At 69.1% G+C, this 25685-nt stretch carries 19 protein-coding genes, 3 pseudogenes and 1 riboswitch; of the genes and pseudogenes, 14 read left to right on the forward strand and 8 right to left on the reverse strand.

The genetic code is table 11. From position 1 onward, the window contains the following. Window positions 1-67: 67 nt before the first annotated feature. On the reverse strand, window positions 68-1765 hold the full coding sequence (locus ACI2L1_RS05845) for a YibE/F family protein (protein ID WP_404738044.1): 1698 nt from the start codon (window positions 1763-1765) through the stop codon (window positions 68-70). Between the two features lie 71 nt (window positions 1766-1836). After that, window positions 1837-2026, forward strand: a riboswitch (TPP riboswitch). Between ACI2L1_RS05845 and thiC the strand changes: the two genes are divergently transcribed. The 3 genes and pseudogenes from thiC to ACI2L1_RS05860 form a co-directional block, all read left to right on the forward strand. Then, on the forward strand, window positions 2019-3824 hold the full coding sequence (thiC, locus tag ACI2L1_RS05850; RefSeq protein ID WP_404738045.1) for a phosphomethylpyrimidine synthase ThiC: 1806 nt from the start codon (window positions 2019-2021) through the stop codon (window positions 3822-3824). It overlaps the preceding riboswitch by 8 nt. A 155-nt stretch (window positions 3825-3979) precedes the next feature. Then, window positions 3980-4534, forward strand: a complete 555-nt coding sequence (locus ACI2L1_RS05855) for a hypothetical protein (protein WP_404738046.1) — start codon at window positions 3980-3982, stop codon at window positions 4532-4534. A 71-nt stretch (window positions 4535-4605) separates the two neighbouring features. Then, window positions 4606-4752: pseudogene (locus ACI2L1_RS05860) on the forward strand (thiamine biosynthesis protein ThiC); the annotation flags it as partial. 153 nt (window positions 4753-4905) lie between these two features. On the opposite strand, the gene ACI2L1_RS05865 reads toward ACI2L1_RS05860, so the two are convergent. From ACI2L1_RS05865 to ACI2L1_RS05875, 3 genes are all read right to left on the reverse strand, one after another. Further along, on the reverse strand, window positions 4906-5766 hold the full coding sequence (locus ACI2L1_RS05865) for a hypothetical protein (protein WP_404738047.1): 861 nt from the start codon (window positions 5764-5766) through the stop codon (window positions 4906-4908). A 193-nt stretch (window positions 5767-5959) separates the two neighbouring features. Further along, window positions 5960-7024 carry a metallophosphoesterase gene (locus ACI2L1_RS05870; RefSeq protein WP_404738048.1) on the reverse strand — a complete coding sequence of 355 codons (1065 nt, stop codon included), beginning with the start codon at window positions 7022-7024 and terminating at the stop codon, window positions 5960-5962. A 200-nt stretch (window positions 7025-7224) separates the two neighbouring features. Continuing rightward, window positions 7225-8337 (reverse strand): LacI family DNA-binding transcriptional regulator, encoded by a 1113-nt coding sequence (locus ACI2L1_RS05875; RefSeq protein ID WP_404738049.1) that lies wholly within the window; start codon window positions 8335-8337, stop codon window positions 7225-7227. Window positions 8338-8826: 489 nt separating this feature from the next. On the opposite strand from ACI2L1_RS05875, the gene hisC reads away from it, so the two are divergent. The 6 genes and pseudogenes from hisC (at window position 8827) to ACI2L1_RS05905 (ending at window position 17835) form a co-directional block, all read left to right on the forward strand. Next, complete coding sequence (hisC, locus tag ACI2L1_RS05880; protein WP_404738050.1) at window positions 8827-9906, forward strand: histidinol-phosphate transaminase; 1080 nt, start codon at window positions 8827-8829, stop codon at window positions 9904-9906. Between the two features lie 185 nt (window positions 9907-10091). Continuing rightward, window positions 10092-11600, forward strand: coding sequence for a cytochrome ubiquinol oxidase subunit I (locus ACI2L1_RS05885; protein WP_404738051.1), 1509 nt, complete (start codon window positions 10092-10094; stop codon window positions 11598-11600). A 31-nt stretch (window positions 11601-11631) separates the two neighbouring features. Next, on the forward strand, window positions 11632-12636 hold the full coding sequence (cydB, locus tag ACI2L1_RS05890; RefSeq protein ID WP_404738052.1) for a cytochrome d ubiquinol oxidase subunit II: 1005 nt from the start codon (window positions 11632-11634) through the stop codon (window positions 12634-12636). Between the two features lie 12 nt (window positions 12637-12648). Continuing rightward, window positions 12649-16137 (forward strand): thiol reductant ABC exporter subunit CydD, encoded by a 3489-nt coding sequence (gene cydD, locus ACI2L1_RS05895; protein WP_404738053.1) that lies wholly within the window; start codon window positions 12649-12651, stop codon window positions 16135-16137. Window positions 16138-16350: 213 nt separating this feature from the next. Then, a pseudogene (locus ACI2L1_RS05900) lies at window positions 16351-16692 on the forward strand (ATP-binding protein); the annotation flags it as partial. A gap of 78 nt (window positions 16693-16770) precedes the next feature. Further along, window positions 16771-17835 (forward strand): M23 family metallopeptidase, encoded by a 1065-nt coding sequence (locus ACI2L1_RS05905; protein WP_404738054.1) that lies wholly within the window; start codon window positions 16771-16773, stop codon window positions 17833-17835. 42 nt (window positions 17836-17877) lie between these two features. Here the strand turns inward: ACI2L1_RS05905 and ACI2L1_RS05910 are convergent, their stop codons facing one another. Continuing rightward, window positions 17878-18744, reverse strand: a complete 867-nt coding sequence (locus ACI2L1_RS05910; RefSeq protein WP_404738055.1) for a Cof-type HAD-IIB family hydrolase — start codon at window positions 18742-18744, stop codon at window positions 17878-17880. Window positions 18745-19020: 276 nt separating this feature from the next. Here ACI2L1_RS05910 and ACI2L1_RS05915 point away from each other — a divergent pair, with 276 nt between their 5' ends. After that, on the forward strand, window positions 19021-19923 hold the full coding sequence (locus ACI2L1_RS05915) for an LLM class flavin-dependent oxidoreductase (RefSeq protein ID WP_404738056.1): 903 nt from the start codon (window positions 19021-19023) through the stop codon (window positions 19921-19923). Between the two features lie 154 nt (window positions 19924-20077). Here the strand turns inward: ACI2L1_RS05915 and ACI2L1_RS05920 are convergent, their stop codons facing one another. The 3 genes and pseudogenes from ACI2L1_RS05920 to ACI2L1_RS05930 form a co-directional block, all read right to left on the reverse strand. After that, window positions 20078-20545: a hypothetical protein gene (locus ACI2L1_RS05920; RefSeq protein ID WP_404738057.1), complete on the reverse strand. Its 468-nt coding sequence runs from the start codon at window positions 20543-20545 to the stop codon at window positions 20078-20080. A gap of 25 nt (window positions 20546-20570) precedes the next feature. Next, a complete protein-coding gene (locus ACI2L1_RS05925; protein WP_404738058.1) occupies window positions 20571-21143 on the reverse strand; it encodes an RNA 2'-phosphotransferase in 573 nt (190 codons plus the stop codon). Window positions 21144-21265: 122 nt separating this feature from the next. Next, window positions 21266-21781, reverse strand: a pseudogene (locus tag ACI2L1_RS05930) (MerR family transcriptional regulator); the annotation flags it as partial. A gap of 273 nt (window positions 21782-22054) precedes the next feature. On the opposite strand from ACI2L1_RS05930, the gene ACI2L1_RS05935 reads away from it, so the two are divergent. Genes ACI2L1_RS05935 through ACI2L1_RS05950 form a run of 4 tightly spaced genes read left to right on the forward strand, consistent with a single transcriptional unit; the run spans window position 22055 to window position 25580 of the window. Continuing rightward, window positions 22055-23044 carry an ABC transporter ATP-binding protein gene (locus tag ACI2L1_RS05935; RefSeq protein ID WP_404738127.1) on the forward strand — a complete coding sequence of 330 codons (990 nt, stop codon included), beginning with the start codon at window positions 22055-22057 and terminating at the stop codon, window positions 23042-23044. Continuing rightward, complete coding sequence (locus tag ACI2L1_RS05940; protein WP_404738059.1) at window positions 23034-23942, forward strand: ABC transporter permease; 909 nt, start codon at window positions 23034-23036, stop codon at window positions 23940-23942. The genes ACI2L1_RS05935 and ACI2L1_RS05940 overlap by 11 nt, the downstream gene beginning before the upstream one ends. After that, window positions 23939-24850, forward strand: a complete 912-nt coding sequence (locus ACI2L1_RS05945) for an ABC transporter ATP-binding protein (protein ID WP_404738060.1) — start codon at window positions 23939-23941, stop codon at window positions 24848-24850. Before ACI2L1_RS05940 ends, ACI2L1_RS05945 begins: the two co-directional genes overlap by 4 nt. 10 nt (window positions 24851-24860) lie before the next feature. Further along, entirely contained in the window at window positions 24861-25580 is a 720-nt protein-coding gene (locus tag ACI2L1_RS05950; RefSeq protein WP_404738061.1) for an ABC transporter permease, read from the forward strand. Window positions 25581-25685: the final 105 nt, after the last annotated feature.

Genomic DNA, 25685 nt, shown 5'->3' on the forward strand with positions numbered 1-25685 from the left:
CCGAGGAGCCCGGAGGTCCAGAAGTCCGAGAGCCGGGCGAGCCCGCAGACCCCGGCCTGGGCCCCTCTCAGTGCCTGCGCCGTCGTCCCTTCCCGCCCCGGGCCGGAGCCGGTCGGCCACCGGCTGTCCCCGCGCTCGCGCTCGTCGCCGGTACGGCCGCAGGGACCCCCGCTACTGCCCCCGCGTCCGCCCCCGCCGTCTCCGACCCCGCACGGTCGGCGGAGACGACCAGCGCCGCCAGGGCTGTGGTGACCGGAACCGAGGCGACGAGGCCGATCGAGCCGACCAGTGTGCGCACGATCTCCTCCGCCACCAGCTCGCTGTTGGCGACAGCGCCCACGCTGGACTGGGCGATCGAGAAGAGCAGCAGCAGCGGCAGCGCGGCGCCCGCGTAGGCGAGGACGAGCGTGTTGACCACGGACGCGATGTGGTCGCGGCCGATCCGGATACCGGCGCGGTACAGCCCGCGCCAGCCCATCGCCGGGTTGGCCTCGTGCAGTTCCCAGACCGCCGAGGTCTGGGTGACCGTCACATCGTCGAGTACACCGAGCGAGCCGATGATGACGCCGGCGAGCAGCAGACCACTCATGTCGATCGACGGATACAGACCATGGATGAGCCCGGTGTTGTCGTCCGTGTTGCCGGTGAGCGCGGCCCAGCCGATGAACTGCGAGCCGAGAACGCCGATCAGCACCAGGGAGATCAGCGTGCCGAGGACCGCCACGGAGGTTCTCGCCGAAAGACCGTGGCACAGGTAGAGGGCGATCAGCATGATGGCGCTCGCCCCGATCACCGCCACGAGCAGCGGGTTCGAGCCCTGCAGGATCGCCGGCAGGATGAAGAAGTTCAGCACCATGAAGCTGATGGCCAGCGCGACCAGCGCCATGACTCCGCGCAGCCGTCCGACGACCACGACGGCGAGTGCGAAGATGCCGGCGAGCAGCCCCATCGGGAGCCTGCGATTCACGTCGGTGACCGAGTACTGCAAGTCCCGGGGCGCGGAGGGCTCGTACGCGACCACGACCTTCTCGCCCTCGTGCAACTGCCTCGACTGGTCCGGCTGGACGATCTCCGTGAAGGTGCGGCCGTTGTCCTTGCCGGTGTCGACCCGGATCGTCGCCTTCTTGCAGGTGCCGTTCGCCTGCTGCTCGGCGGAGGAGCCCTCGGCGGTGGAGGTGTCCCCGGTCGGGGTCTCCCCCGAGGCGTTCACCGACTTGCAGCTGACGCTCACGACCTTGCTGACCGTGGCCTGCTGGGTCTGCCGGTCGAAGCCGACACCGGTCCGTTCGTGTGCTGGAGCTCCACCGGGCCAGAGCACCGCGAGCCCCACCACGACGGCCACACCGAAGGGGATCAGGATCGCCGCGATGACCTTGCGCAGGTGCTTGGAGACGGGCGCCGCCGGGCCGTGGTTATGGCTGTGACCGTGCGAGTGGCCGGGTCCACCGCCGCCGCCGGACCCGGGACCGCTCGCATGCACGGGCCCGTCGCCGGGTCCGTGCCCGTGGCTGTCATCGCCTCCACCACGACCGCCGTGACGGCTGTCGTCACCGTCGTCACCGCTGCCATAGCCACCGCCACCAGCGTCCTGCTCGTGGCCGTAACCGTGCCCACCGCTGTGCTCGTGCTCGTGCCAGCCGTCGGCGCCGCCACCCCTGGGGCCACTGGGGGAGCCACTGCCGGGCCCAAGCCGGGGGCCGTTTCCGGGGCCCGGACGGCGCGGAGGCTCGGGGGGCGGGTACGGAGGCTGATGCGTCGTGGTCACCGACCGATCATCGCAAGAACGACAGGGGCCCTCTGTTCACCGCGCCCGAATTGACGCTAGCGTGGTGGCAACTTTGTACACGCGGGAGCTCGGAGCACCGGGCTGAGAGGGCGCTGACCTCCGTCCCAGCGATGTTTCACGTGGAACATCACGTCAAGTGAGTGACGTTCCCCACGAAACGTCGGCAGACGGAAACCGCTGCGTCGACCGCCGAACCTGTTACCGGGTAATGCCGGCGTAGGGAGTAGGTCTCATGACCATCAAGGACGCGCGCACGCCTGCCTCCGAGCAGATCGACGAGGAGGCCGGGACGTCCATCGGCTGGCACAAGGGGTACGTGACGGGCCCAGAGGGCTCGCGCCCCGATCTCCGGGTGCCGGTCCGCCAGGTGCACCTCACCAACGGGCAGTCGGTCACGCTGTACGACACGTCGGGCCCGTACACCGATCCGTTCACCGAGACGGACGTCCGCCGGGGCCTTGTGCCGCTGCGGGAGAACTGGATCATCGCCCGCGGCGACACCGAGGAGTACGCGGGCCGTCCCTCGCGCCCCGAGGACGACGGGATCAAGCACACCTCACCACGCGGTGGCCTGCGCAACCTCGACGCGGTGTTCCCGGGGCGGCCACGCCAGCCGCGCCGCAGCCGCGACGGCAACGCGGTCACACAGCTCGCTTACGCCCGCCGCGGTGAGATCACACCGGAGATGGAGTACGTCGCCATCCGGGAGAGCGTCGAACCCGAGGTGGTCCGGGAGGAGATCGCTGCGGGCCGTGCGGTGCTCCCGGCGAACGTCAACCACCCGGAGATCGAGCCGATGATCATCGGTAAGCGGTTCCTGGTGAAGGTCAACGCCAACATCGGCAACTCCGCGGTCACCTCCTCAATCGAGGAGGAGGTCGAGAAGATGACCTGGGCGACCCGCTGGGGCGCCGACACGGTCATGGACCTGTCCACCGGCCGCAACATCCACACCACCCGCGAGTGGGTGCTGCGCAACTCCCCCGTCCCCATCGGCACGGTGCCGCTCTACCAGGCGCTGGAGAAGGTCGACGGCCGCGCCGAGGAACTGACCTGGGAGATCTACAAGGACACGGTCATCGAGCAGGCCGAGCAGGGCGTCGACTACATGACGGTCCACGCGGGCGTCCGGCTGCCGTACGTACCGCTGACGGCCAACCGCAAGACGGGCATCGTCTCGCGCGGTGGCTCGATCATGGCGGCCTGGTGCCTCGCACACCACAAGGAGTCGTTCCTCTACGAGAACTTCGAGGAGCTCTGCGAGATCCTCGCCGCCTATGACGTCACGTACTCGCTGGGTGACGGCCTCAGGCCCGGTTCGATCGCGGACGCCAACGACGAGGCGCAGTTCGCGGAGTTGCGCACGCTCGGGGAACTCAACACGATCGCGAAGCGTTTCAACGTACAGACCATGATCGAGGGCCCGGGACATGTCCCGATGCACAAGATCAAGGAGAACATCGAGCTTCAGCAGGAGATCTGTGAGGAAGCTCCCTTCTATACGCTCGGCCCGCTGACCACCGACATCGCGCCGGCCTACGACCACATCACCTCAGGTATCGGCGCCGCGATGATCGCCTGGTGGGGCACCGCGATGCTCTGCTACGTCACGCCCAAGGAGCACCTGGGCCTGCCCAACCGGGACGACGTCAAGACCGGTGTCATCACCTATAAGATCGCGGCCCACGCGGCCGACCTCGCCAAGGGACACCCAGGCGCCCAGGAATGGGACGACGCCCTCTCCGACGCCCGCTTCGAGTTCCGGTGGGAGGACCAGTTCAACCTCGCCCTGGACCCGGACACGGCCCGTGAGTTCCACGACGAGACCCTCCCGGCCGAACCGGCCAAGACGGCCCACTTCTGCTCCATGTGCGGCCCGAAGTTCTGCTCGATGAAGATTAGCCAAAGCATCACAAAGCAGTTCGGCGGTACGGCGGCTGCGGGGGCGACGGCTGAGGAGGTCGCTGAGGGGATGCTGCAGAAGTCGAAGGAGTTCGCGGCGAGCGGGAACCGGGTGTATTTGCCGCTCGCGGACTGAGACCCGCGTGTGACGGGCCGCGTTTCCGACTGGTCCCCATCCAAGTCGGAAACGCGGACCTGATTTTTCCAGGCGGAGGCGGATGGACAGGGTGTCCCGGATACGCAATCCTGCCTTGGCGATCACGCGCCTGCGGTGGCCGCATCGTGCGAGGGGTGGGGTTCGTGGAGCGATCACAGGCCGGGGCTCTGCCGCCGGAAGCCCTCCGTTACCGGTCGACGCGTCTGCAACGCGTGCTGCCTGTCTTGCCTCTCTTCGTCGTCGTCATGGGCACGCACATCTGGGAGTGGGTGGCTGGGGCGCCATCGGGCGCTGAGGTGGCAGGGACGTCCGGTACGTGGGCCGCCCTGCTGTTCGTGCCGCTGATCATGAATAGGCATTTCGGCATCACGCTCTCGCAGTCGACAGCCATCGTGCACAACCTCCGACGCCGGACCATCCAGTGGGCCGAAGTCCAAGTCATCCGCATCGAGTATGTCCTCGGGACCCGGACCGTCGTGATCTACGAAGCGGACGGCCGCCGTACCAGCCTGCGGGCACCTATCACCGGTTTCCTTTCCTGGGATCGCGAATTCGAAGAGAAGTTCCACAAGATTGGCAGGTGGTGGTTGGAGCACCGTGGAGAGGACTGGGTTCCTGTCCCGCCGCCCGAATCATGGTGGAATGCTCCGTCGGCGCCCAGCGGGAATCCATTCGCTCCTCCCGCGTAGTTGACTGCCGACCCACGCGCCCTTCGTGCGATGGAGCGACCTTGGCGTGAAGATGCGCGCAGACCGACTCCGGTCTGAACCTGTCTTCCATGAAGATCTCCCAGGACATCCGCCGACGCCACGGCGACAGTCAGGGGGAGATCGAGGAGGGAATGGCCCAGAAGTCGAAGGAGTTCGCGGCGGCGGGCAACCGGGTGTATCTGCCGATCGCCGACTGACGAAGGCGAGACGCCGACTGACGAACGCGACACGCGGACTGCCGTAGGCGAACGCGGACCTCCGAAGGCGACGCACAGGCAGGCGGCGCGCAGCCGGGTCTTCGGCTTGCGCTCCCCGTGGTGGGGGCGCAAGCCGAGGGGCTCGACCGGGTGTCACTCCGGCTGGTGTTCCGGCCCCCCGAAGTCCGGGCTGGTGTAGTCCGGGCTGCTGAAACTCGGGCGGGCACCGGAGGCTCCGTCGTCCGGGCTGCTGAAGCCAGGGCGGTCGTAGCCGAGGTTGGGCATACGGCTGGTCGGTGCGGGCGGTGCCGTGTGGTGCAGAGCGGCGGTGCCGGGGTCGGCCAGCGCTTCCCTGAGGAAGGGGAGGATGCCGCGTTCCAGCAGGGCTTCGCGCCAGGCGTCCCTGGCCCGCGCCACCTCCCCGCTGAGCTCGCCGTATCCCGCGTCCGGCGAGGGCCGGTTTCGCAGGGCGGTGAGCAGCAGGCCGCCGGCGGCGACGAGGATCGCGACCGCGGTCAGGGCACCGAACACCCATCCGATAGTGATCATCGCGTGGGCGAACGCCGGCGGCGGACTGAGCATCTGGAGGATGTAGCCCACGAGCAGGAAGATCGCCGCTGCGATGCCGGCGAGGACAGGTGTCAGGACGGCGGCGACGGCGACGGCGCCCGCACCGGCGGTCTCGGCGACCTCTCCCATGGTGGTGGCGAGCCCCATCGCACCCGTGCCCGACTCGGCGGGGCCGGGTTCGTGCACGGACGACAGGGTGGACGGCGCCGGACGGCGCTGTTCCTCGCGGACCTTCACGTAGTGCTGGTACTCGGTCGCCGCGGCCGCCGTGATGAGTGCGGTGGCGTTCAGCGCCATGGTGCGCAGCTGTTCGGGATTCAGCCGCTGTCCGACAGCGGCCAGTTCGGGACGGTGTGGTGCGGAGCGCAGCGCCTCATCGAGGATCCGCTCGTACTCCTGGCGGTCCTCGCTGTGCAGGTGCTGCGGAACGCTGTTCATGTGCATCCCCCGATGCTCCGTAGGGCTTGGGGCTCGCATGCCAACGAGCCGTCGGGCAGAAACGGAGGGGAGCCTGCTACGGATAAGCAGATGGTAGAGCGGTGACGGCACAGGGTGACAGGGGGTTTCCAGAAATTGGCCTCTGGCCTGCGCGGTCTCCGGTCAGTCCGGCATAGGGAGACGACTGCCCTGTGAACGTTCAGATATCCAGGGGAAGTTGCTGGACCAGCAGTTTTCCGGCCATGGTCACCCCACCGTCCATCGCGATGGCCAGTCCGTCGGCGTAGACGTGCGGTCCCTCGACCACCGGACCGGATTCGTCCTCGTCGTCCTCGGAGCCCACTTCGCCGAGCAGATAGGGAATCGGGCTGTGGCCGTGAACGATGCGGGTGCCGCCGTACATATCGAGCAGCGAGCGCACATGGTCGGCTCCGCCCTCGTCGCGGAAGGAGAAGCGCTTGGTGAACTTGCGGAACAGATCCCACACCTCGTCCGCGTCGTTGCGCGTGAGGGTCTCGCGGACGGTGTCGTTGACCGCCTCGATCGAGTCGCCGTAGTCGAGGTAAGCGGTGGTGTCGGAGTGCACGAGCAGATGTCCGTCGACCTCCTCGACCGCGTCCAGTCGTGCCATCCACTGCAGATGGTGGTCCTGGAGGCGGTCCATATCGGTCTTCTGGCCGCCGTTGAGCAGCCAGGCCGCCTGGAAGGTGGCGGTGCCGGCGCCGGAGTTGACGGGGGTGTCGCCGAACCGCTTGGCGCCGATCAGCAGCAGTTCGTGGTTGCCCATGAGGGCCTTGCAGTAGCCGCCGGCCGCTGCGGCCTCCGCGGACAGTCGCATCACGAGGTCGATGACGCCGATGCCGTCGGGGCCGCGGTCGGTGAAGTCGCCGAGGAACCACAGCCGGGCGGTGCCCGCGCTCCAGTTGCCCGCCTCGTCGACGAGGCCCTTCTCCTGGAGTGCGGCCAACAGCTCGTCGAGATAGCCGTGGACGTCGCCGACGACGAACAGCGGACCGGGACCGTCCACCGCATGGGACGCGGGGTCGGCGGCCGCCTGGAGCTCGTCACCGTGGTGGATGACGGGCAGGTCCTGCTCGGTGGGGGTGTACCCCTCCGGGTACGCCTCCTCGTGGGCCGGTACGACGTCGCCTGGGTGTGTGCTGTGGCCGTACGGGCCGGTCTCGTTGACGTACGCGGGCACCCGGAAGTCGCGCAGCACCGCCGTGCGCTCCACCTCGGGTCCCTGACCGGCCCCCTGAGTCATCAGACCCCTCCACCATCGCGCCGCATCTGCACCGCTTCGGACTGCCTGGTCGCAGCGGCCCGCGGTGTCGTGGGCCCATCATAGGAATGCGGATCGCGCCATGTGATGACCCAGGGGTGGTGAATCGGAGCAAGACTCCTGTTCACCGCGGCATTCGCCCCGATTGGGCCGGGCTTCGACCACCGGCCGGCCGCTTCCGGCTACTTCTCCTCGGGCGACCGTGGCGGGCTGACCGTCGTGCGCGGGGCCCGACGCTGGGACGAGGTGCGCACGATCAGCTCCGTCGGCATCACCTGCTCGACCGGTTGGTCCGATTCGACCCCCTCGATGGCGTCGATGAGGAGCTGGACCACGGCCGTGCCGATCCGGCGCGGCTTGAGGGAGAGCGTGGTGACGGGCGGCTCGGTGCTGGCGTACACCGTGGACTCGCTGCAGCAGACGATCAGCAGGTCGTCCGGGACGCGCAGTCCGTAGCGGCGGGCGGCGGCGAGCAGGTCGGTGCCGTTGGGGTCGAACAGGCCGTAGACGGCGTCCGGTCGGTCGGGGCGGGCGAGCAGCCGGTCGGCGGCGACGGCACCCGCGCATGGATCGTGCGCGGGGTAGGCCTCGTAGACCGGATCCTGGCCCACCCGCTCGCACCAGCGCAGATACGCGGTGGTCGACAGATGGGTGTACGTGTCCGTCGTCGTCCCGGTCAGCAGGCCGATGCGGCGGGCGCCGGCGTCGGCCAGATGGTCGAGGATGCCGAGTACGGCGGCCTCGTGGTCGTTGTCGACCCACGCGGTGACCGGGAGCGCGCCCGCCGGGCGGCCGTCGGAGACCACCGGTAGACCCTGCCGGACCAGTTCGCTGACGACCGGGTCCTGGTCGGACGGGTCGATGACCACGGTGCCGTCCAGTGCGACGTTCGACCACACGTCGTGGCGCGAGGTCGCGGGCAGGATGACGAGGGCGTAACCGCGGGCGAGCGCGGCGGAGGTGGCGGCCCGTGCCATCTCGGCGAAGTAGGCGAACTCGGTGAAGGTGAAAGGTTCATCCCCGTACGTCGTCACGGTCAGGCCGATGAGTCCTGACTTGCCGGTACGGAGCGTTCTGGCCGCGGCGGAGGGCCGGTATCCCAGCCGGTCGGCGACCTCCCTGACATGGCGGCGGGTGGCGTCCGGGAGCCTGCCCTTGCCGTTCAGGGCATCGGAGACGGTCGTGATGGAGACTCCGGCGGCGGCGGCCACGTCTCTGATGCCCGCCCGGCCCGGCCGACTGCCTCGACGTGAGGTTTCCGCGCGGCTCACCTGGTGCTTCCCTGCTGCTGTCATGGCGAGCCGATAGTAGGGCTCATGCGGTGGGGTAGGGCGGACGCATATGCACGCGTTGACAGGCACGTTTCTGCAAGGTCATTTCATGTCAACTGGCTGAGAAACAAAGCCAGTTAAACGATCCAATGGCACTACGTAACTTGTCGGCACGCATGGGCCTGCCAAGTCCCCGATGTTTCGAAGAGGTCTCAACTCACCTTGACGGGTGATGCGCGCCACGGCGCGAACCACCGGCGCATAGATATATCTGACCGCGCCCCCCGATTCGCCTGGCTTCGTACGACGATGCCCGTGATGCCAGTGGGGCAGATGGGGCGCGCGGGGTACTGGCGCTACGTGCCTCCGCACCGGTACGCACGGGCGCCCAATCCTCATAGGGTGAGCAGTATTGGAAGCCGCTGCCAGAGTCGGCTGCCATGAGTCGGCTGTCCATGAGTCGGCTGCCCATGAGTCGGCGGTCATGAGTCGGTGGTCATGAGGAGGACTGCGGTGAGCGAGACGAGCCCCAAGCTGCGCGCCGAGCTGGAGGGTATCCCCACCTACAAGCCGGGCAAGCCGGCCGCGGCCGGCGGTCCGGTGGCCTACAAGCTGTCCTCCAACGAGAACCCGTATCCACCGCTGCCGGGCGTGCTGGAGACCGTGACGGCCGCGGTCTCCTCCTTCAACCGCTACCCGGACATGGCCTGCACCGGCCTGATGAACGAACTCTCCGAGCGGTTCGGTGTCCCGCTCTCCGACCTCGCCACCGGCACCGGCTCGGTCGGTGTCGCCCAGCAGCTGATCCAGGCGACCTCGGGCCCCGGTGACGAGGTGATCTACGCCTGGCGGTCCTTCGAGGCGTACCCGATCATCACGCAGATCAGCGGCGCGACCTCGGTGAAGGTGCCGCTGACGGCGGGCGATGTGCACGACCTGGACGCGATGGCCGACGCGATCACCGACCGCACCCGGCTGATCTTCGTCTGCAACCCCAACAACCCGACGGGCACGGTGGTGAGGCGGGCCGAGCTGGAACGGTTCCTCGACCGGGTGCCGAGCGATGTGCTGGTGGTGCTCGACGAGGCCTACCGCGAGTTCATCCGCGACCCCGAGGTGCCGGACGGCGTGGAGCTGTACCGCACCCGGCCGAACGTCTGTGTGCTGCGCACCTTCTCCAAGGCGTACGGCCTAGCGGGCCTGCGTGTCGGCTTCGCGATCGCCCATGAGCCGGTGGCGGCGGCACTGCGCAAGACGGCGGTGCCTTTTGGAGTCAGCCAGCTCGCGCAGGAGGCGGCGATCGCCTCGCTGCGGGCCGAGGACGAACTGCTCGGCCGGGTCGGCTCGCTGGTCTGCGAGCGCAACCGTGTGGTGGAGGGGCTGCGCGCCCAGGGCTGGACGGTGCCGGAGTCCCAGGCCAACTTCGTGTGGCTGCGGCTGGGGGAGCGCACGGTCGACTTCGCGGCGGCGTGCGAACAGCACGGCGTGGTCGTACGTCCGTTCCCGGGCGAGGGTGTGCGGGTCACGGTCGGCGAGACCGAGGCGAACGACATCCTCCTGAAGGTGGCGGAGGCCTTCCGTAAGGAGCTCTAGCTCACACCGGCCGCGCGTGCGCGCAGGTCAGGACGGTTCAACAGGGGGGTTCCCGGCGGTAATCGGGACCCCCCGTCGTCTATCGAAAGCAGGTGCGGCATACTGGCTTGTGAATGTGAACGCTTTCACAAGCGAACGCTTCGCACGCATATGTTCCACAAGCCTGTGAGGTAAGGAGCGGCGACGTGGACCTGGCTCTGGCGCCGGAGACCCTGGCGCGCTGGCAGTTCGGCATCACCACCGTCTACCACTTCCTGTTCGTCCCCCTGACGATCTCCCTGGCCGCCCTCACGGCCGGCCTCCAGACCGCCTGGGTGCGTACGGAGAACGAGAAGTACCTCAGGGCCACCAAGTTCTGGGGCAAGCTCTTCCTGATCAACATCGCGATGGGTGTGGTCACCGGCATCGTGCAGGAGTTCCAGTTCGGCATGAACTGGTCCGACTACTCGCGCTTCGTCGGCGATGTCTTCGGCGCTCCGCTCGCCTTCGAGGCGCTGATCGCCTTCTTCTTCGAGTCGACCTTCATCGGTCTGTGGATCTTCGGCTGGGACAAGCTTCCCAAGAAGATCCACCTGGCCTGTATCTGGATGGTCTCGATCGGCACGATCCTGTCGGCGTACTTCATCCTCGCGGCCAACTCCTGGATGCAGCACCCGGTCGGCTACCGGATCAACAAGGAGAAGGGCCGTGCCGAACTCACCGACTTCTGGGCGGTGCTGACCCAGAACACCACGCTGGCCCAGGTCTTCCACACGATGTCGGCGACCTTCCTCACCGGTGGCGCCTTCATGGTCGGCATCGCGGCCTTCCATCTGTTCCGCAAGAAGCACATCCCCGTGATGAAGACCTCGCTGCGGCTCGGCCTGGTCACCGTGGTCATCGCCGGCATGCTCACCGCCATCAGCGGTGACACCCTCGGCAAGGTCATGTTCAAGCAGCAGCCGATGAAGATGGCGGCCGCCGAGGCGCTGTGGGACGGCCAGGACTCGGCGCCCTTCTCGATCTTCGCCTACGGCGACGTGGAGAAGGGCCACAACACCGTGGCTATCGAGATCCCGGGCCTGCTGTCCTTCCTCGCCAACGACGACTTCACCTCGTACATCCCCGGCATCAACGACGTCAACAAGGCCGAACAGCAGAAGTACGGGCCCGGCGACTACCGGCCCAACATCCCCGTCACCTTCTGGGCGTTCCGCTGGATGATCGGCTTCGGCATGGCGTCCTTCGCCATCGGCCTTGCCGGACTCTGGCTGACCCGCAAGAAGTTCATGCTGCCGCAGCACCTGAGGGTCGGCGAGGACGAGGTGCCGCACCTGGTCCTCTTCAAGAACAAGGCCCTCAGCCCCAAGCTCGGCAGGCTCTACTGGCTGGTGGCGATCTGGACCCTGGGCTTCCCCCTGATCGCCAACTCCTGGGGCTGGATCTTCACCGAGATGGGCCGTCAGCCGTGGGTCGTCTACGGCGTCCTGCAGACCCGGCACGCGGTCTCCCCCGGCGTCTCCCAGGCCGAGGTCCTCATCTCGATGATCACCTTCACGACCCTGTACGCCATCCTCGCTGTCGTCGAGGTCAAGCTGCTGGTGAAGTACATCAAGGCGGGCCCGCCCGAGCTCACCGAGGCCGACCTCAACCCGCCCACGAAGATCGGCGGCGACGCCCGTGACGCCGACAAGCCGATGGCCTTCTCGTACTAGGCCTCGCTGCTAGGCCAAGGGAGCTCAAGTCATGGAACTTCACGACGTCTGGTTCGTGCTCATCGCCGTCCTGTGGACCGGCTACTTCTTCCTGGAGGGCTTCGACTTCGGGGTCGGCGTCCTCACCAAGCTGCTCGCCCGCGACCGGGTCGAGAAGCGTGTTCTGATCAACACCATCGGTCCCGTCTGGGACGGCAATGAGGTGTGGTTGCTCACCGCGGGCGGGGCGACCTTCGCCGCCTTCCCCGAGTGGTACGCCACCCTCTTCTCCGGCTTCTACCTGCCGCTGCTGGTCATCCTGGTCTGCCTGATCGTCCGCGGGGTCGCCTTCGAGTACCGCGCCAAGCGACCCGAGGAGAACTGGCAGCGCAACTGGGAGACCGCGATCTTCTGGACCTCGCTCATCCCGGCGTTCCTGTGGGGCGTCGCCTTCGGCAACATCGTCCACGGCGTGAAGATCGACCGGAACTTCGACTACGTCGGCGGCCTCTGGGACCTGTTCAACCCGTACGCCCTGCTCGGCGGAGTGGTGACGCTGACGCTGTTCACCTTCCACGGCACGGTGTTCACCGCGCTCAAGACGGTCGGGGAGATCCGGGAACGGGCACGGAAGCTGGCGCTTCGGGTCGGAGTGGTGACGGCTGCGGCGGCAGTGGTCTTCCTTCTGTGGACCCAGGTCGACAAGGGAGACGGCAAGAGCCTGGTGGCGATGGTCGTGGCGGTCGCCGCACTGCTCGCCGCTTTGGTGGCCAATCAGGCCGGACGCGAGGGATGGTCGTTCGCACTGTCCGGCGTCACCATCGTGGCCTCGGTCGCCATGCTCTTCCTGGCGCTGTTCCCGAACGTCATGCCGTCCACGCTCAATGACGACTGGAGCCTGACGGTCACCAACGCCTCTTCCAGCCCGTACACCTTGAAGATCATGACCTGGTGTGCCGGTATCGCCACGCCGATCGTCCTCCTCTACCAGGGTTGGACCTACTGGGTGTTCCGCAAGCGCATCGGAACGCACCACATCGCTGAAGCCGCGCACTGAGGTGTGTTTCACGTGAAACCAATCGATCCGCGTCTGCTCCGGTACGCCCGCGCCACCCGCCTGTTCATGGCGGCGATCGTCGGTCTGGGCGTCGTCGGAGCGGCGCTGGTCATCGCTCAGGCGATGCTCATCGCCGAAGTGGTGGTCGGCGCCTTCCAGCACGGTCTGTCGGCGGGGGAACTCCGCACTCCCCTGCTGCTGTTGGCCTCGGTCGCCTGCGGGCGCGCTCTCGTCTCCTGGCTCACCGAGCTCGCCGCGCACCGCGCGAGCGCCGCGGTGAAGTCGGAGCTGCGGGGGCGGCTGCTGGAGCGTGCCGTGGCCCTCGGTCCCGGGTGGCTGAGCGGGCAGCGGACCGGGTCGCTGGTCGCCCTCGCCACCAGGGGAGTCGACGCCCTCGACGACTATTTCTCGCGCTATCTCCCGCAGTTGGGTCTTGCGGTGGTCGTGCCGGTGGCGGTGCTGGCGAGGATCGTGACCGAGGACTGGGTCTCGGCGGCCATCATCGTCGGGACCCTGCCCCTCATCCCCGTCTTCATGGTGCTGATCGGCTGGGCCACCCAGTCCCGGATGGACCGTCAGTGGCGGCTGCTGTCCCGGCTGTCGGGGCACTTCCTGGTCGTCGTCGCGGGGCTGCCGACCCTCAAGGTGTTCGGCCGGGCCAAAGCGCAGGCCGAGTCGATCAAACGCATCACCGGCGAGTACCGCCAGGCGACCATGCGGACGCTGCGGATCGCCTTCATCTCCTCTTTCGCCCTGGAGCTGCTGTCGACGCTCTCGGTGGCGCTGGTCGCCGTGACGATCGGGATGCGGCTCGTGCACGGCGAGATGCATCTCTACGACGGCCTCGTCATCCTCATCCTGGCTCCCGAGGCGTATCTGCCGTTGCGGCAGGTCGGCGCGCAGTATCACGCGGCGGCGGAAGGGCTGGCCGCCGCCGAGGAGATCTTCTCGGTCCTGGAGAGGCCGGTGCCGGTGTCGGGTACCGCCGTGGTGCCGTCGGGCGGGCTGGTCTTCGAGCAGGTCACGGTCAGGTACCCGGGGCGCTCCGGGGACGCCGTCACGAACGTGTCCTTCGAGGTCGCGCCCGGGGAGACGGTCGCGCTCGTCGGGCCCAGCGGGGCGGGCAAGTCGACGCTGCTGAACGTCCTGCTGGGCTTCGTACGGCCGGCCGAGGGGCGGGTGCGGATCGGGGGAGCCGATCTCGCCGAGCTCGACCTGGAGGAGTGGCGGTCGCGCATCGCATGGGTGCCGCAGCGGCCGCAGCTGTTCGCCGGGACGATCACCGAGAACGTACGGCTCGCCCGGCCCGACGCCGACGAGGCGGCCGTACGGCGGGCGTTGCGGGACGCGGGATCGCTGGAGTTCGTCGACGCGCTGCCCGGGGGCGCTGACACGGTGCTCGGCGAGGACGGGGCCGGGCTGTCCGCCGGGCAGCGGCAACGGCTCGCGCTGGCACGGGCGTTCCTCGCGGACCGCCCGGTGCTGCTCCTGGACGAGCCGACGGCGGCGCTCGACGGGGCGACCGAGGCGGAGGTCGTGGCGGCGGTACGGCGGCTGGCGGCCGGGCGGACGGTGCTCCTGGTGGTGCACCGGCCGGCGTTGCTGGGGGTCGCGGACCGGGTGGTGCGGCTGGCGGAACCGGCGGCTCACGTGCCGGTGGAGGTCACGGCCAGGGCATCCGAGGCTCAGGTGGTGGAGACCGGCGTCGCCGCTTCGGCCGAGCCCGGGGCGGTCGATGTGCCCTCGGACCGGCGGGGCCCTCTCGCCCGCGTCCGAGCCATGTCCGGCCCCCGGCATGGCCGGCTCGCCCTCGCGCTGCTGCTCGGCAGCCTCGCGCTCGGCAGTGCGGTGGGTCTGATGGCCACCTCGGGATGGCTGATCTCGCGGGCCTCGCAGCAGCCGCCCGTGCTGTATCTGATGGTGGCCGTGACGGCGACCAGGGCCTTCGGCATCGGCCGGGCCGTCTTCCGGTACGCGGAGCGGCTGGTGTCGCACGACGCCGTGCTGCGGATGCTCGCCGACACGCGGGTCGCCGTGTACCGGCGGCTGGAGCGACTGGCACCCGCCGGTCTGCGGACGGCGCGCCGGGGTGATCTGCTCTCGCGGCTCGTCTCGGACGTGGACGCACTTCAGGACTACTGGCTGCGCTGGTTGCTGCCCGCCGCTGCCGCGGCCGTGGTGTCGGCGGCCTCCGTTGGCTTCACGTCGTGGCTGCTGCCCGAGGCCGGTGCCGCGCTCGCCGTGGGCCTGCTGGCCGCCGGTGCCGGTGTCCCGCTCGTCAGCGGTGCCGTGGCCCGCCGGGCCGAGCGCAGGCTCGCCCCCGCCCGCGGAGCACTGGCGACCCGTGTGACCGATCTGCTCACCGGAACCGCGGAGTTGACCGTCGCCGGTGCCCTGCCCGCCCGTACCTCAGAGGCGCGGCGGGCCGACGGCGTCCTCACCCGGATCGCCGCGCGCACCGCCACCGCCACCGCACTCGGCGACGGACTCACCACCCTGATCTGCGGCCTGACCGTCACGGCCACCGCCCTCGTCGGCGCCCAGGCGGTCGCCGCTGGGCGCCTGGGCGGGGTCACCATGGCCGTCGTGGTCCTCACCCCGCTGGCCGCCTTCGAGGCGGTACTCGGACTGCCGCTCGCCGTGCAGCACCGCCAGCGGGTGCGCAGGAGCGCGGAGCGCGTCTACGAGGTGCTGGACGCGCCCGAGCCCGTACGGGAACCGGAGCAGCCGCGACCGGCGCCCGCCTCGCCGTTCCCGGTAGTGCTCAAAGGACTGACCGCGCGTTACGAGGGCCAGGAGCGGGACGCCCTCACCGGGCTCGACCTGACCCTTCACCGGGGCCGCAGGGTCGCCGTGGTCGGCGCGTCCGGCTCCGGCAAGACGACCCTCGCGCAGGTCCTGTTGCGCTTCCTGGACACGGACGCAGGCACCTACACCCTGGGCGGAGCGGACGCCCACGGGCTGGCGGGCGACGACGTACGGCGCCTGGTGGGGCTGTGCGCGCAGGACGCGCACCTCTTCGACAGCTCGGTGCGCGAGAACCTGCTCCTCGCGAAGAAGGACGCGACCGAAGACGAGCTGCGGGAGGCGCTGAGCCGGGCCCGGCTGCTCGACTGGGCGGAGAGCCTGCCAGACGGCCTCGACACGCTGGTCGGCGAGCACGGGGCGTGGCTGTCCGGTGGCCAGCGGCAGCGCCTCGCGCTGGCCCGGGCACTGCTCGCCGACTTCCCGGTCCTCGTCCTGGACGAGCCCGCCGAGCATCTCGACCTGCCCACCGCGGACGCGCTCACCGCCGATCTCCTGGCCGCCACCGAGGGCCGTACGACCCTCCTCATCACGCACCGGCTGGCGGGTCTCGACTCGGTGGACGAGGTCGTCGTACTCGACGGGGGACGGGTCGTGCAGCGGGGTTCCTACACGGAGTTGGTTGCTGTGGAGGGGCCGTTGCGGGGGATGGCGGAGCGGGAGGCTGAGTCGGAGCTGCTGGTGGCGGCGGGCTGAGACCCGGGCGGCTCCGAAGACCCAGTCCGGCTTTCTCGGGCAAACCGGGCTCATTGCGCTCGGGGTAAGCCCCACCCCTCGCGGACCGTCGGCCGAACTCGCCGTGCGGCTGCTGGAGGCGATGCGGTCCGTCGGCAACGGTCTGCTGCTGCACGCCACGCTGGAGCGGATCTGCGAGAGGGCGGCGGAACTGAACGGCGCCCGCTATGCGGCCCGCTCGGCTTCAAGCCCTCGCGCCGCTTTGTCGGCGCGCTCGACACCGTGGTCGGCGACCGCACGGGCAAGAGCCTCGTCGCGGCTCTGCGGGAGGCCCTCTCCAACGCCTTCCGGCACGCCGGGGCCTCCCGGATCGACGTCGTCGTCGACCCTGCCGGGCGGCAGCGACGGCGTACGTCTGACCACTGCGGATGACGGTGAGGCATTCCCGAGGGCGGTCGGCACAGCGGTCCGAACAACCTGAAGCGGCGTGCGGAGGCCCCGGGCGAGACATCGGCACGGGCCCGGATGGGCGAGGACGGCGGCGGTACGACCATCGTGTGGCAGGCACCATACTGACCCGTCCGCAGCAATGTGTCCCCCAGCCGTACGACTTGAACAGGACCGCGACGGGGAGCCCGGGACAGGATCGCTGACATGCGATCACCTCGCCGTCATCCGCTGCTCGTTCCGGCGCTGCTGTGTGCGTTCGCGATACTGGCGGTCCGGCCCACGGACGCCGCCGCCGACGGTGCGGACCGCCGAAAGGACGGTGATCCGGGGCTCAGTGCGCAGGTGGCGCGGTTGTACCAGGACGCGGCCCTGGCGACACAGCGATACGAGGCGGGCCGCCAGGAGGCGGTGGTGCAGCGGGCGCAGGCGCTGCGGTCCGAGGCTCTCCTCGACCGGGAGCGGCGGGAGATCGCCGTCCTGCACGAGGAACTCGGCCGTATCGCCCGCGCCCAGTACCGTGACGGCGGCGGCCTTCCGCTCACCGCGCAGATCATCTTCGCCGCCGACACCAGTGAGTTGATAGAGGGTCAGCACGTCTTCTCCCGGACGACGGTGGCCGTCAACAACGCGGTCGAAAAGAGTCGTCGGGCCGAGGCACGGCTCGCGGCGGACGAGGCGAGGTCGGCGGCGGCCTGGCAGAAGCTGGAGAGGCGGAGCACCGAACTGGCCGCGTTGAAGAACGACATCGAGCAGAAGCTCGAAGAGGCCCGTTGGCAGTTGCAGGGGCAGGCCGACGCCTCCGTCGCGGCCGGTGCGTGCAGGGGTGCCGTACGCCTGGACCAGCCGCAGCAGGCCCCCGCCGGCGCATGGGTCACACCGGTGGAGGTGTACGAGTTGTCCGCCGCGTTCGGCAGCGGCGGGTCGCGGTGGGCGAGCCGGCACACCGGGCAGGACTTCGCGGTGCCGATCGGCACGCCGGTACGGGCGGTGGGCGCGGGCCGTGTGGTGCGGGTCTCCTGCGGTGGCCCCTTCGGCATCGAGATCGTGATCGAGCACCCCGGCGGCTATTACACGCAGTACGCCCATCTCGCCGCCGTCGGTGTCGATCAGGGGGAGAGCGTCGTCCCCGGCCAGGTGGTCGGGCAGTCGGGCACGAGCGGCAACTCCACCGGCCCGCACCTGCACTTCGAGGTGCGGGTCACGCCGGAGATGGGCTCGGCGGTGGACCCGGTGCCATGGCTGGCGGCACGTGGGGTACCGGTCGGCTGAGCGCGTGTGTGGAGTGCGCGGAAAGCCGAGGGGAGACCGCGCCTACGGCCGCTCCAGCATTCGCTCGATCACGACCGCCACCCCGTCGTCGTTGTTGGCGACGGTTCTGCCCGAGGCCGCGGCGATCACATCCGGGTGGGCGTTGCCCATCGCGTACGACTGTCCCGCCCAGGTGAGCATCTCGACGTCGTTGGGCATGTCCCCGAAGGCGACGACCTCCTCGTGCGAGATGCCGCGTTCGGCACAGCACAGGGCGAGTGTGCTGGCCTTGGAGACGTCGGGGCCGCTGATCTCCAGCAGGGCGCTGGGGCTGGACCGGGTGACGTTGGCGCGGTCGCCGATGGCCAGGCGGGAGAGTGTGAGGAAGGCGTCCGGGTCGATCGAAGGATGGTAGGCGAGGATCTTCAGCACCGGCTCGTCGGCACCGGGGCCGTCGTCCGCGAGCAGCCGCTCGGCCGGGGCGAGGTTGTCCGGGATCTCCATGTGCAGCTTGGGATAGTCCGGCTCCTGGTAGAAGCCGTACGTCTGCTCCACCGCGTAGACCGTGCCGGGGGCCGCCTCGCGCAGCAGCCGTACGGCGTCCAGTGCGTTGTCCCGGGCCAGCTCGCGCACCTTCACGAACCGGTGGGCGCCGGGACCGCCGTGCAGGTCGACCACCGCGGCGCCGTTGCCGCAGATGGCGAGGCCGTGGCCGTGGACGTGGTCGCTGACGACGTCCATCCAGCGGGCCGGGCGGCCGGTGACGAAGAAGACCTCGATGCCCGCCTCCTCGGCGGCGGCGAGGGCCGCGACCGTGCGCGGGGACACCGACTTGTCGTCGCGCAGCAGGGTGCCGTCGAGGTCGGTGGCGATCAGGCGCGGCGGTATGTCGGCGGCCGGGGTCTGGGGCTGTCGGGTCGCTGAGGTCACCGGCCCATTCTCCCGCATATGCGTGCACGACCGTGTGGGTGCCCGCACAGGTGAGACATGGATGACGTCTGGCCGACCCCCGGCCGTCACGGTGCCCAACTCTGCGGTGACCGAGTCCGGCTCATCGGTGTCTGAGTCCGGAAGTGTCGTTGCCGCCTCCCGCCCAAAGCGAATTCCCCCAGATCACGCTGTGACAGGCGAAATGAAGAAGTCCGGGGCTGGCTCTGGGGAGAGCAGCGTGCAGGGCCCATCGAGCAGCGTCGTAGCCTCTGAGGCATGAGTCTGCGCCTGAGCACCGTGATCCTCCCGTATCGCCGCTGGTCCGAAGGCGGCCGTGCGGCCTGGCAGCGCGCGGAACAGCTCGGCTTCCACACCGCGTACACCTACGACCACCTGTCCTGGCGCACCTTCCGGGACGGCCCGTGGTTCGGCGCCGTGCCCACGCTGACCGCCGCCGCGGCCGTCACCCGACGCATGCGGTTGGGGACCCTCGTCACATCGCCCAATTTCCGGCATCCAGTGCCCTACGCCAAGGAGCTGATCTCCCTCGACGACTTCTCCGGCGGCAGGTTCACGCTGGGCGTCGGTGCGGGTGGCTCCGGCTTCGACGCCACCGTGCTCGCGCAGGACCCGTGGTCACCGCGCGAGCGTGCCGACCGGTTCGCCGAGTTCGTGCAGCTCCTCGACCGGCTGCTGACCGAGGGCTCGGTGTCGTACGAGGGCGACTTCTACTCCGCGCACGAGGCGCGCAATATCCCGGGCTGTGTGCAGCGCCCCCGGCTGCCCTTCACGGTGGCGGCGACCGGGCCGCGCGGGTTCAGGCTCGCGGCGCGCTACGGACAGGCTTGGGTGACCACCGGCGACCCCAAGCTGTACGAGAACGGCACTTCCGAACAGTCGATCCAAGCCATTCGCGGGCAGGTCGAGAAGCTGACCGATGCCTGCGCCGAGATCGGCCGGGACATGGCCGGGATGGACAGGATCCTGCTCACCGGTTTCACCCCCGACCGAGGCCGTCCGCTGGAGTCGCTGGACGCGTTCGTGGACTTCGCGGGTCGGCATCAGGAGCTGGGTTTCACGGAGATCGTGGTCCACTGGCCGATCGCCGACTCGGACTTCGCTGCGGATGAGAAGGCCTTCGAGCGGATCGCCATGGAAGCACCTGCCCAGCTGCGCTGAGTGGCCATTGGCCCTACGAGGGTGGAGGGGGAAGTCTGCCCAGGGTAGGTGTACGCGGTGTGGAAGCCGAGCTGTTCCGCGCGCTGCCAGGCCGCACGGCCGCCTTCGGGCCAGCGGTGTCGGGCTGTGTTTCACGTGACACAGTGACTCAGGGTCACTGTGTGCGGCCGCTGAGCCAGGGGCTGAGCCCGACCGGGATGAACTCCTTGTGCACACGGTCGCCCGGCAGCGGCACCATCAGGAAGTGGCTTGGCGGGAAGCGGCGCACCTTCACCCAGGCGTGGCCCTCGTAGAGAGCACGCAGGAAGGCGGGGACGTCGTCGCGGGCGATGTCGGGGCACTCGACTCCGTCGACGGTGATCAGGGCGTCGTCGTCCGGGAACAGCCGCACATCCACCTGGGGCCGTCCGCCGAGCTCGACGTAGGCCTCGTGGGGCAGGGTGCCGTCCGGGTCGGTGGTGACGCCGACGCCCGCGGCACTGCGGCGCGAGGTCTGGTCGGCGCCGATGTCGTGGGACACCTCGATCGCGAGCCCGTACTCGGCGGCGAGAGCGCGGAGTGCGGTGACGGCGGCCTCGGTGGTGGGGAGGTGGCCTTTGCCCTGGTCGCTGCCTTCTTCCATGGGGTCGATCATCTCCCGCCGAGGTTCAGTGCGGCTCGGGAAACCGCAAATAGCGCGGTGGCACGGCCTGGGTCAGCCACACCCCGTTCGCGCTGACGTGGAATACATGGCCGTCGCGGTGCATGGCTCCCGTGTCCACGGAGAGCACGACGGGGCGGCCGCGGCGGGCGCCGACCCGGGTCGCGGTCTCGCGGTCGGGCGACAGGTGTACGTCGTGCCGGTTCATGGGCCTGAGGCCCTCGGTGCGGATCGCCTCCAGGTTGCGGGCCACGGTGCCGTGGTAGAGGTACGGCGGTGGGCTCGCCGGGGTGAGTCCGAGGGCGACCTCGATGCTGTGGCCCTGGCTGGCGCGGATGCGGGTGCCTTCGATCGCGAAGCGTTGCTTGTCGTTGGCTGCGACGACGTGGTCCAACTCCTCACGGGTGATGCGGAAGTGGTGTGCGGCGGTCGCGGCGAGCAGTTCGTCGATCTCGACCCAGCCGGCCTCGTCGAGGGTGAGCCCGATCCGTTCGGGTTGGTGGCGCAGATGCTTCGAGAGGTACTTCGACACCTTCACGGTGCGTCTCTCGTCCTTCTCGCGCGGCTTGTTCTCGTTCATCCCGTCAGGGTGCCGGGAGAGATGTGAATCACGCGAATGATTTTGGAGCGGATGTTTGATCCACAACCAACTGCGGTTATCCACAGGCTACTTGGCGGTTCTGTGGACAACTCCCTGTCATGTCAGTGACCTTCGTCAAGATCGACTGGGGGCGCTTCGGTTGACGTGAGCGCATCCAACGCCCTTGCCCGCCCCTCCCGTTCAGCCGCCAGCGCGAAGAACTCAGTCGCCCTCTCCGCCCCAACGAGCCTCTCCACCGCCCGCATCGTCTCCTCGGGCACGACCACGGAACGTGACACGGAAGGGCTCGATGGCGGCTCCTCGGATCCCGGGTGCCGGCGCAGCTGCCGTACCGCCAACAGCCGCATCGCGCACGCGAGTTCCGCGTCCACTGTCTGCTGGGCGAGCGGTCGCAGCAGGCGTGCGAGCGAGGCTGCTTCGGTCGCGTCCGCGCCGGTCGGATGGTGGGGTCCGTCCAGGCAGCGGGTGAAGACATGCTCAGTGGTGAACTCCAGGAAGCGGGCGGCCATGTGCTCGACCTGGCCCCTCAACTCCCGTACGTGGCCTGAGATCGCCGAGAGCGGGACGCCCGCTCCGCACAACTCGACGGTCACGGCGAGCTCTTGGGGGCTCGGTAGTCCGCTGTTCGGCGCCGTCGTCATGCCGCCCCGCCTCTGTCGACTGCGCTACGCGTCCGTAATGTGACACTGGGGAATGAGGCGGTCATTGAAGGCTGCGTCAACAGGGCCCGGATCGGTCTGTGGAGAACCCCGGCGATGTGGAAAGCGGAGTTCGCGTTGTTCGACCTCAGGGGGACCCTTAGGTGCCCGTACATCTGGAGTCTGATGCCGATGCAGCTCTGCGGGTTGACGACCTGAGTGGTCCGCGTCACTACCGTCTATGACGTGACTGTGATCGCGACCGAAAGCCTGAGCAAGCGGTTCCCCCGGGTGACCGCGCTTGACCGGCTCTCCTTGGACGTCGGACCCGGTGTGACCGGACTCGTCGGAGCCAACGGAGCCGGCAAGTCCACCATGATCAAGATCCTGCTGGGTCTGTCCCCCGCGTCCGAGGGCCGTGCCGAAGTGCTCGGGCTCGACGTGGCCACCAAGGGCGCCGCCATCCGCGAGCGGGTCGGCTACATGCCGGAACACGACTGCCTGCCGCCGGACGTCTCGGCGACCGAGTTCGTCGTGCACATGGCCCGCATGTCCGGACTGCCGCCCACCGCCGCGCGTGAGCGCACCGCGGACACCCTGCGCCATGTCGGCCTGTACGAGGAGCGCTACCGCCCCATCGGCGGCTACTCGACCGGCATGAAGCAGCGCGTGAAGCTGGCGCAGGCCCTGGTGCACGACCCGCAGCTGGTCTTCCTCGACGAGCCGACCAACGGCCTCGACCCGGTCGGCCGGGACGACATGCTGGGCCTGATCCGCCGTATCCACACCGACTTTGGCATCTCGGTCCTGGTCACCTCGCACCTGCTGGGCGAGCTGGAGCGCACCTGCGACCACGTCGTCGTCATCGACGGCGGCAAGCTCCTGCGCTCCAGTTCCACCACCGACTTCACCCAGACCACGACGACCCTCGCGGTCGAGGTCACCGACACCGACGAGCACCCGGACGGCACCCGCGCGGTGCGTGAGGCGCTCCACGCGCGCGGGGTGGAGGTCCTCGACTCGTCGAGCGTCCTGCCGGGCGCCGGCCACATCCTGCTGCTGACCGCGCAGGGCGAGGAGACCTACGACGTCGTCCGGGACGCCGTCGCCGACCTCGGACTCGGCCTGGTGCGCATGGAGCAGCGCAGGCACCACATCTCGGAGGTCTTCACGAGCGAGGACACGCGTGTGGACACGAACGAAGAAGCGCAGCGGAAGGAGGCGGTCGGCCATGGCAATTGAGCACTCCGCAGCACCACCGTCGGGTGACCAGACCCGCATCCACAACATCGGCTACCGCAGCTACGACGGCCCCCGCCTCGGCCGCTCGTACGCCACCCGCTCGCTCTACTCGCAGTCCCTGCGCGGCGCCTACGGCCTCGGCCGCTCGGTGAAGTCCAAGGTGCTGCCGATGCTGCTGTTCGTCGTGATGTGCGTGCCCGCGGCCATCATGGTGGCCGTCGCGGTCGCCACCAAGGCCAACGACCTGCCGGTCGACTACACGCGCTACGCGATCATCATGCAGGCCGTCATCAGCCTGTACGTCGCCTCGCAGGCGCCCCAGTCCGTCTCGCGGGACCTGCGCTTCAAGACCGTGCCGCTGTACTTCTCGCGGCCCATCGAGACCGCCGACTACGTACGGGCGAAGTACGCGGCGCTGGCCTCGGCGATGTTCGTCCTCACCGCGGCCCCGCTGATCGTGCTCTATGTCGGCGCGCTGCTGGCCAAGCTGGACTTCGCCGACCAGACCAAGGGATTCGCGCAGGGACTCGTCTCCGTGGCACTGCTCTCGCTGCTCTTTGCCGGTATCGGCCTGGTCATCGCCTCGGTCACCCCGCGCCGCGGCTTCGGCATCGCGGCCGTGATCGCCGTCATGACCATCTCCTACGGCGCGGTCTCCACCCTCCAGGCCATCGCCGACTCCCAGGGCAGCACGTCCGCCATCCCGTGGATCGGCCTGTTCTCGCCGGTCACGCTCATCGACGGACTGCAGTCGGCCTTCCTCGGCGCGAACTCGGCGTTCCCCGGTGCGGTGGGCCCGAGCAACGGCGAAGGGGTCGTCTACGTCCTCGCCGTCCTGGGCCTGATCGCCGCGAGCTACGGCCTCCTGCTGCGCCGCTACAAGAAGGTGGGACTGTGACCACGCTCCAGATCGACCACGTCTCCCGCTGGTTCGGCAACGTGGTCGCCGTCAACGACATCACCATGACGATCGGCCCCGGCGTCACGGGCCTGCTCGGCCCCAACGGCGCCGGGAAGTCCACCCTCATCAACATGATGGCCGGCTTCCTCGCCCCGTCCACGGGCACCGTCACCCTCGACGGACAGCAGGTGTGGCGCAACGAGTCGATCTACAAGCACATCGGCATCGTCCCCGAGCGCGAGGGGATGTACGACTTCCTCACTGGCCGCGAATTCGTCGTCGCCAACGCCGAGTTGCACGGTCTCGGCGCCAAGGCCGCCCAGCAGGCGCTGGCCACGGTCGAGATGGAGTACGCGCAGGACCGCAAGATCTCCACGTACTCCAAGGGCATGCGCCAGCGCGTGAAGATGGCGTCCGCCCTGGTCCACGACCCCTCGCTGCTCCTGCTCGACGAGCCCTTCAACGGCATGGACCCGCGTCAGCGCATGCAGCTCATGGACCTGCTGCGGCGCATGGGCGACGAGGGCCGTACGGTCCTGTTCTCCTCCCACATCCTCGAAGAGGTCGAGCAACTCGCCTGGCACATCGAGGTCGTCGTCGCCGGACGGCACGCGGCCAGTGGTGACTTCCGCAAGATCCGCCGCCTGATGACCGACCGCCCGCACCGCTACCTGGTGCGTTCCAGCGACGACCGCGCCCTCGCGGCCGCGCTGATCGCCGACCCGTCGACGTCCGGCATCGAAGTCGACCTGGCGGAGGGCGCGTTGCACATCCAGGCCGTCGACTTCGGCCGCTTCACCGCGCTGTTGCCCAGGGTCGCCCGTGACCACGGCATCCGGCTGCTCACGGTCTCGCCGTCCGACGAGTCCCTCGAGTCCGTCTTCTCGTATCTCGTCGCGGCGTAGGAGGCCGAACATGTACGACCCCACAGTCGCCCGACTCACTTATCGGGCCCTGCTCGGCCGTCGCCGGGCCCTCATCCTGGGCGCCCTACCCGTGCTGCTGATCCTGATCTCCGTGATCGTGCGCGCTTTGGTCGGCGCCGACGACCAGACCGCTTCCGACCTCCTCGGCGGGCTCGCGCTCGCCACGATGGTGCCGATCATCGGCGTCATCGCGGGCACCGGCGCGATCGGTCCCGAGATCGACGACGGTTCGGTGGTGTACCTGCTGTCCAAGCCGGTCAAGCGGCCGACGATCATCTTCACCAAGCTGATCGTGGCGATCGCCGTGACGATGGTGTTCTCCGCCCTGCCGACGCTGATCGCGGGCTTCATCCTCAACGGCAACGGTCAACAGATCGCCGTCGCCTACACGGTGGCCGCGCTGGTCTCCTCGATCGCCTACGCGGCGCTGTTCCTGCTCCTTGGCACGGTGTCCCGGCATGCGGTGGTCTTCGGTCTCGTCTACGCGCTGGTCTGGGAGGCCCTGTTCGGCTCCCTGGTCGCCGGGGCGAAGACCCTGAGCGTCCAGCAGTGGTCGCTGGCCGTCGCGCACAAGGTCGCGGGCGGTGACCTGGTCACCTCGGAGGTCGGGCTGCCGACGGCCACGGTGCTGCTGGTCGTGGTGACCGTCCTCGCCACGTGGTACGCGGGACAGAAGCTGCGCTCGCTGACGCTGGCGGGCGAGGAGTAGGCGCCCGGCGCTTCGCGCTTCAGACGCCCCGCTTATTGACAGGGACTTCACCTCTGTCCGGGCACACTGGACAAAGGGGGATGTTCGGCTGCGAGTCGAAGGGAA

The organism is Streptomyces sp. NPDC019531 (assembly GCF_044903305.1).
Lineage (GTDB): Bacteria > Actinomycetota > Actinomycetes > Streptomycetales > Streptomycetaceae > Streptomyces.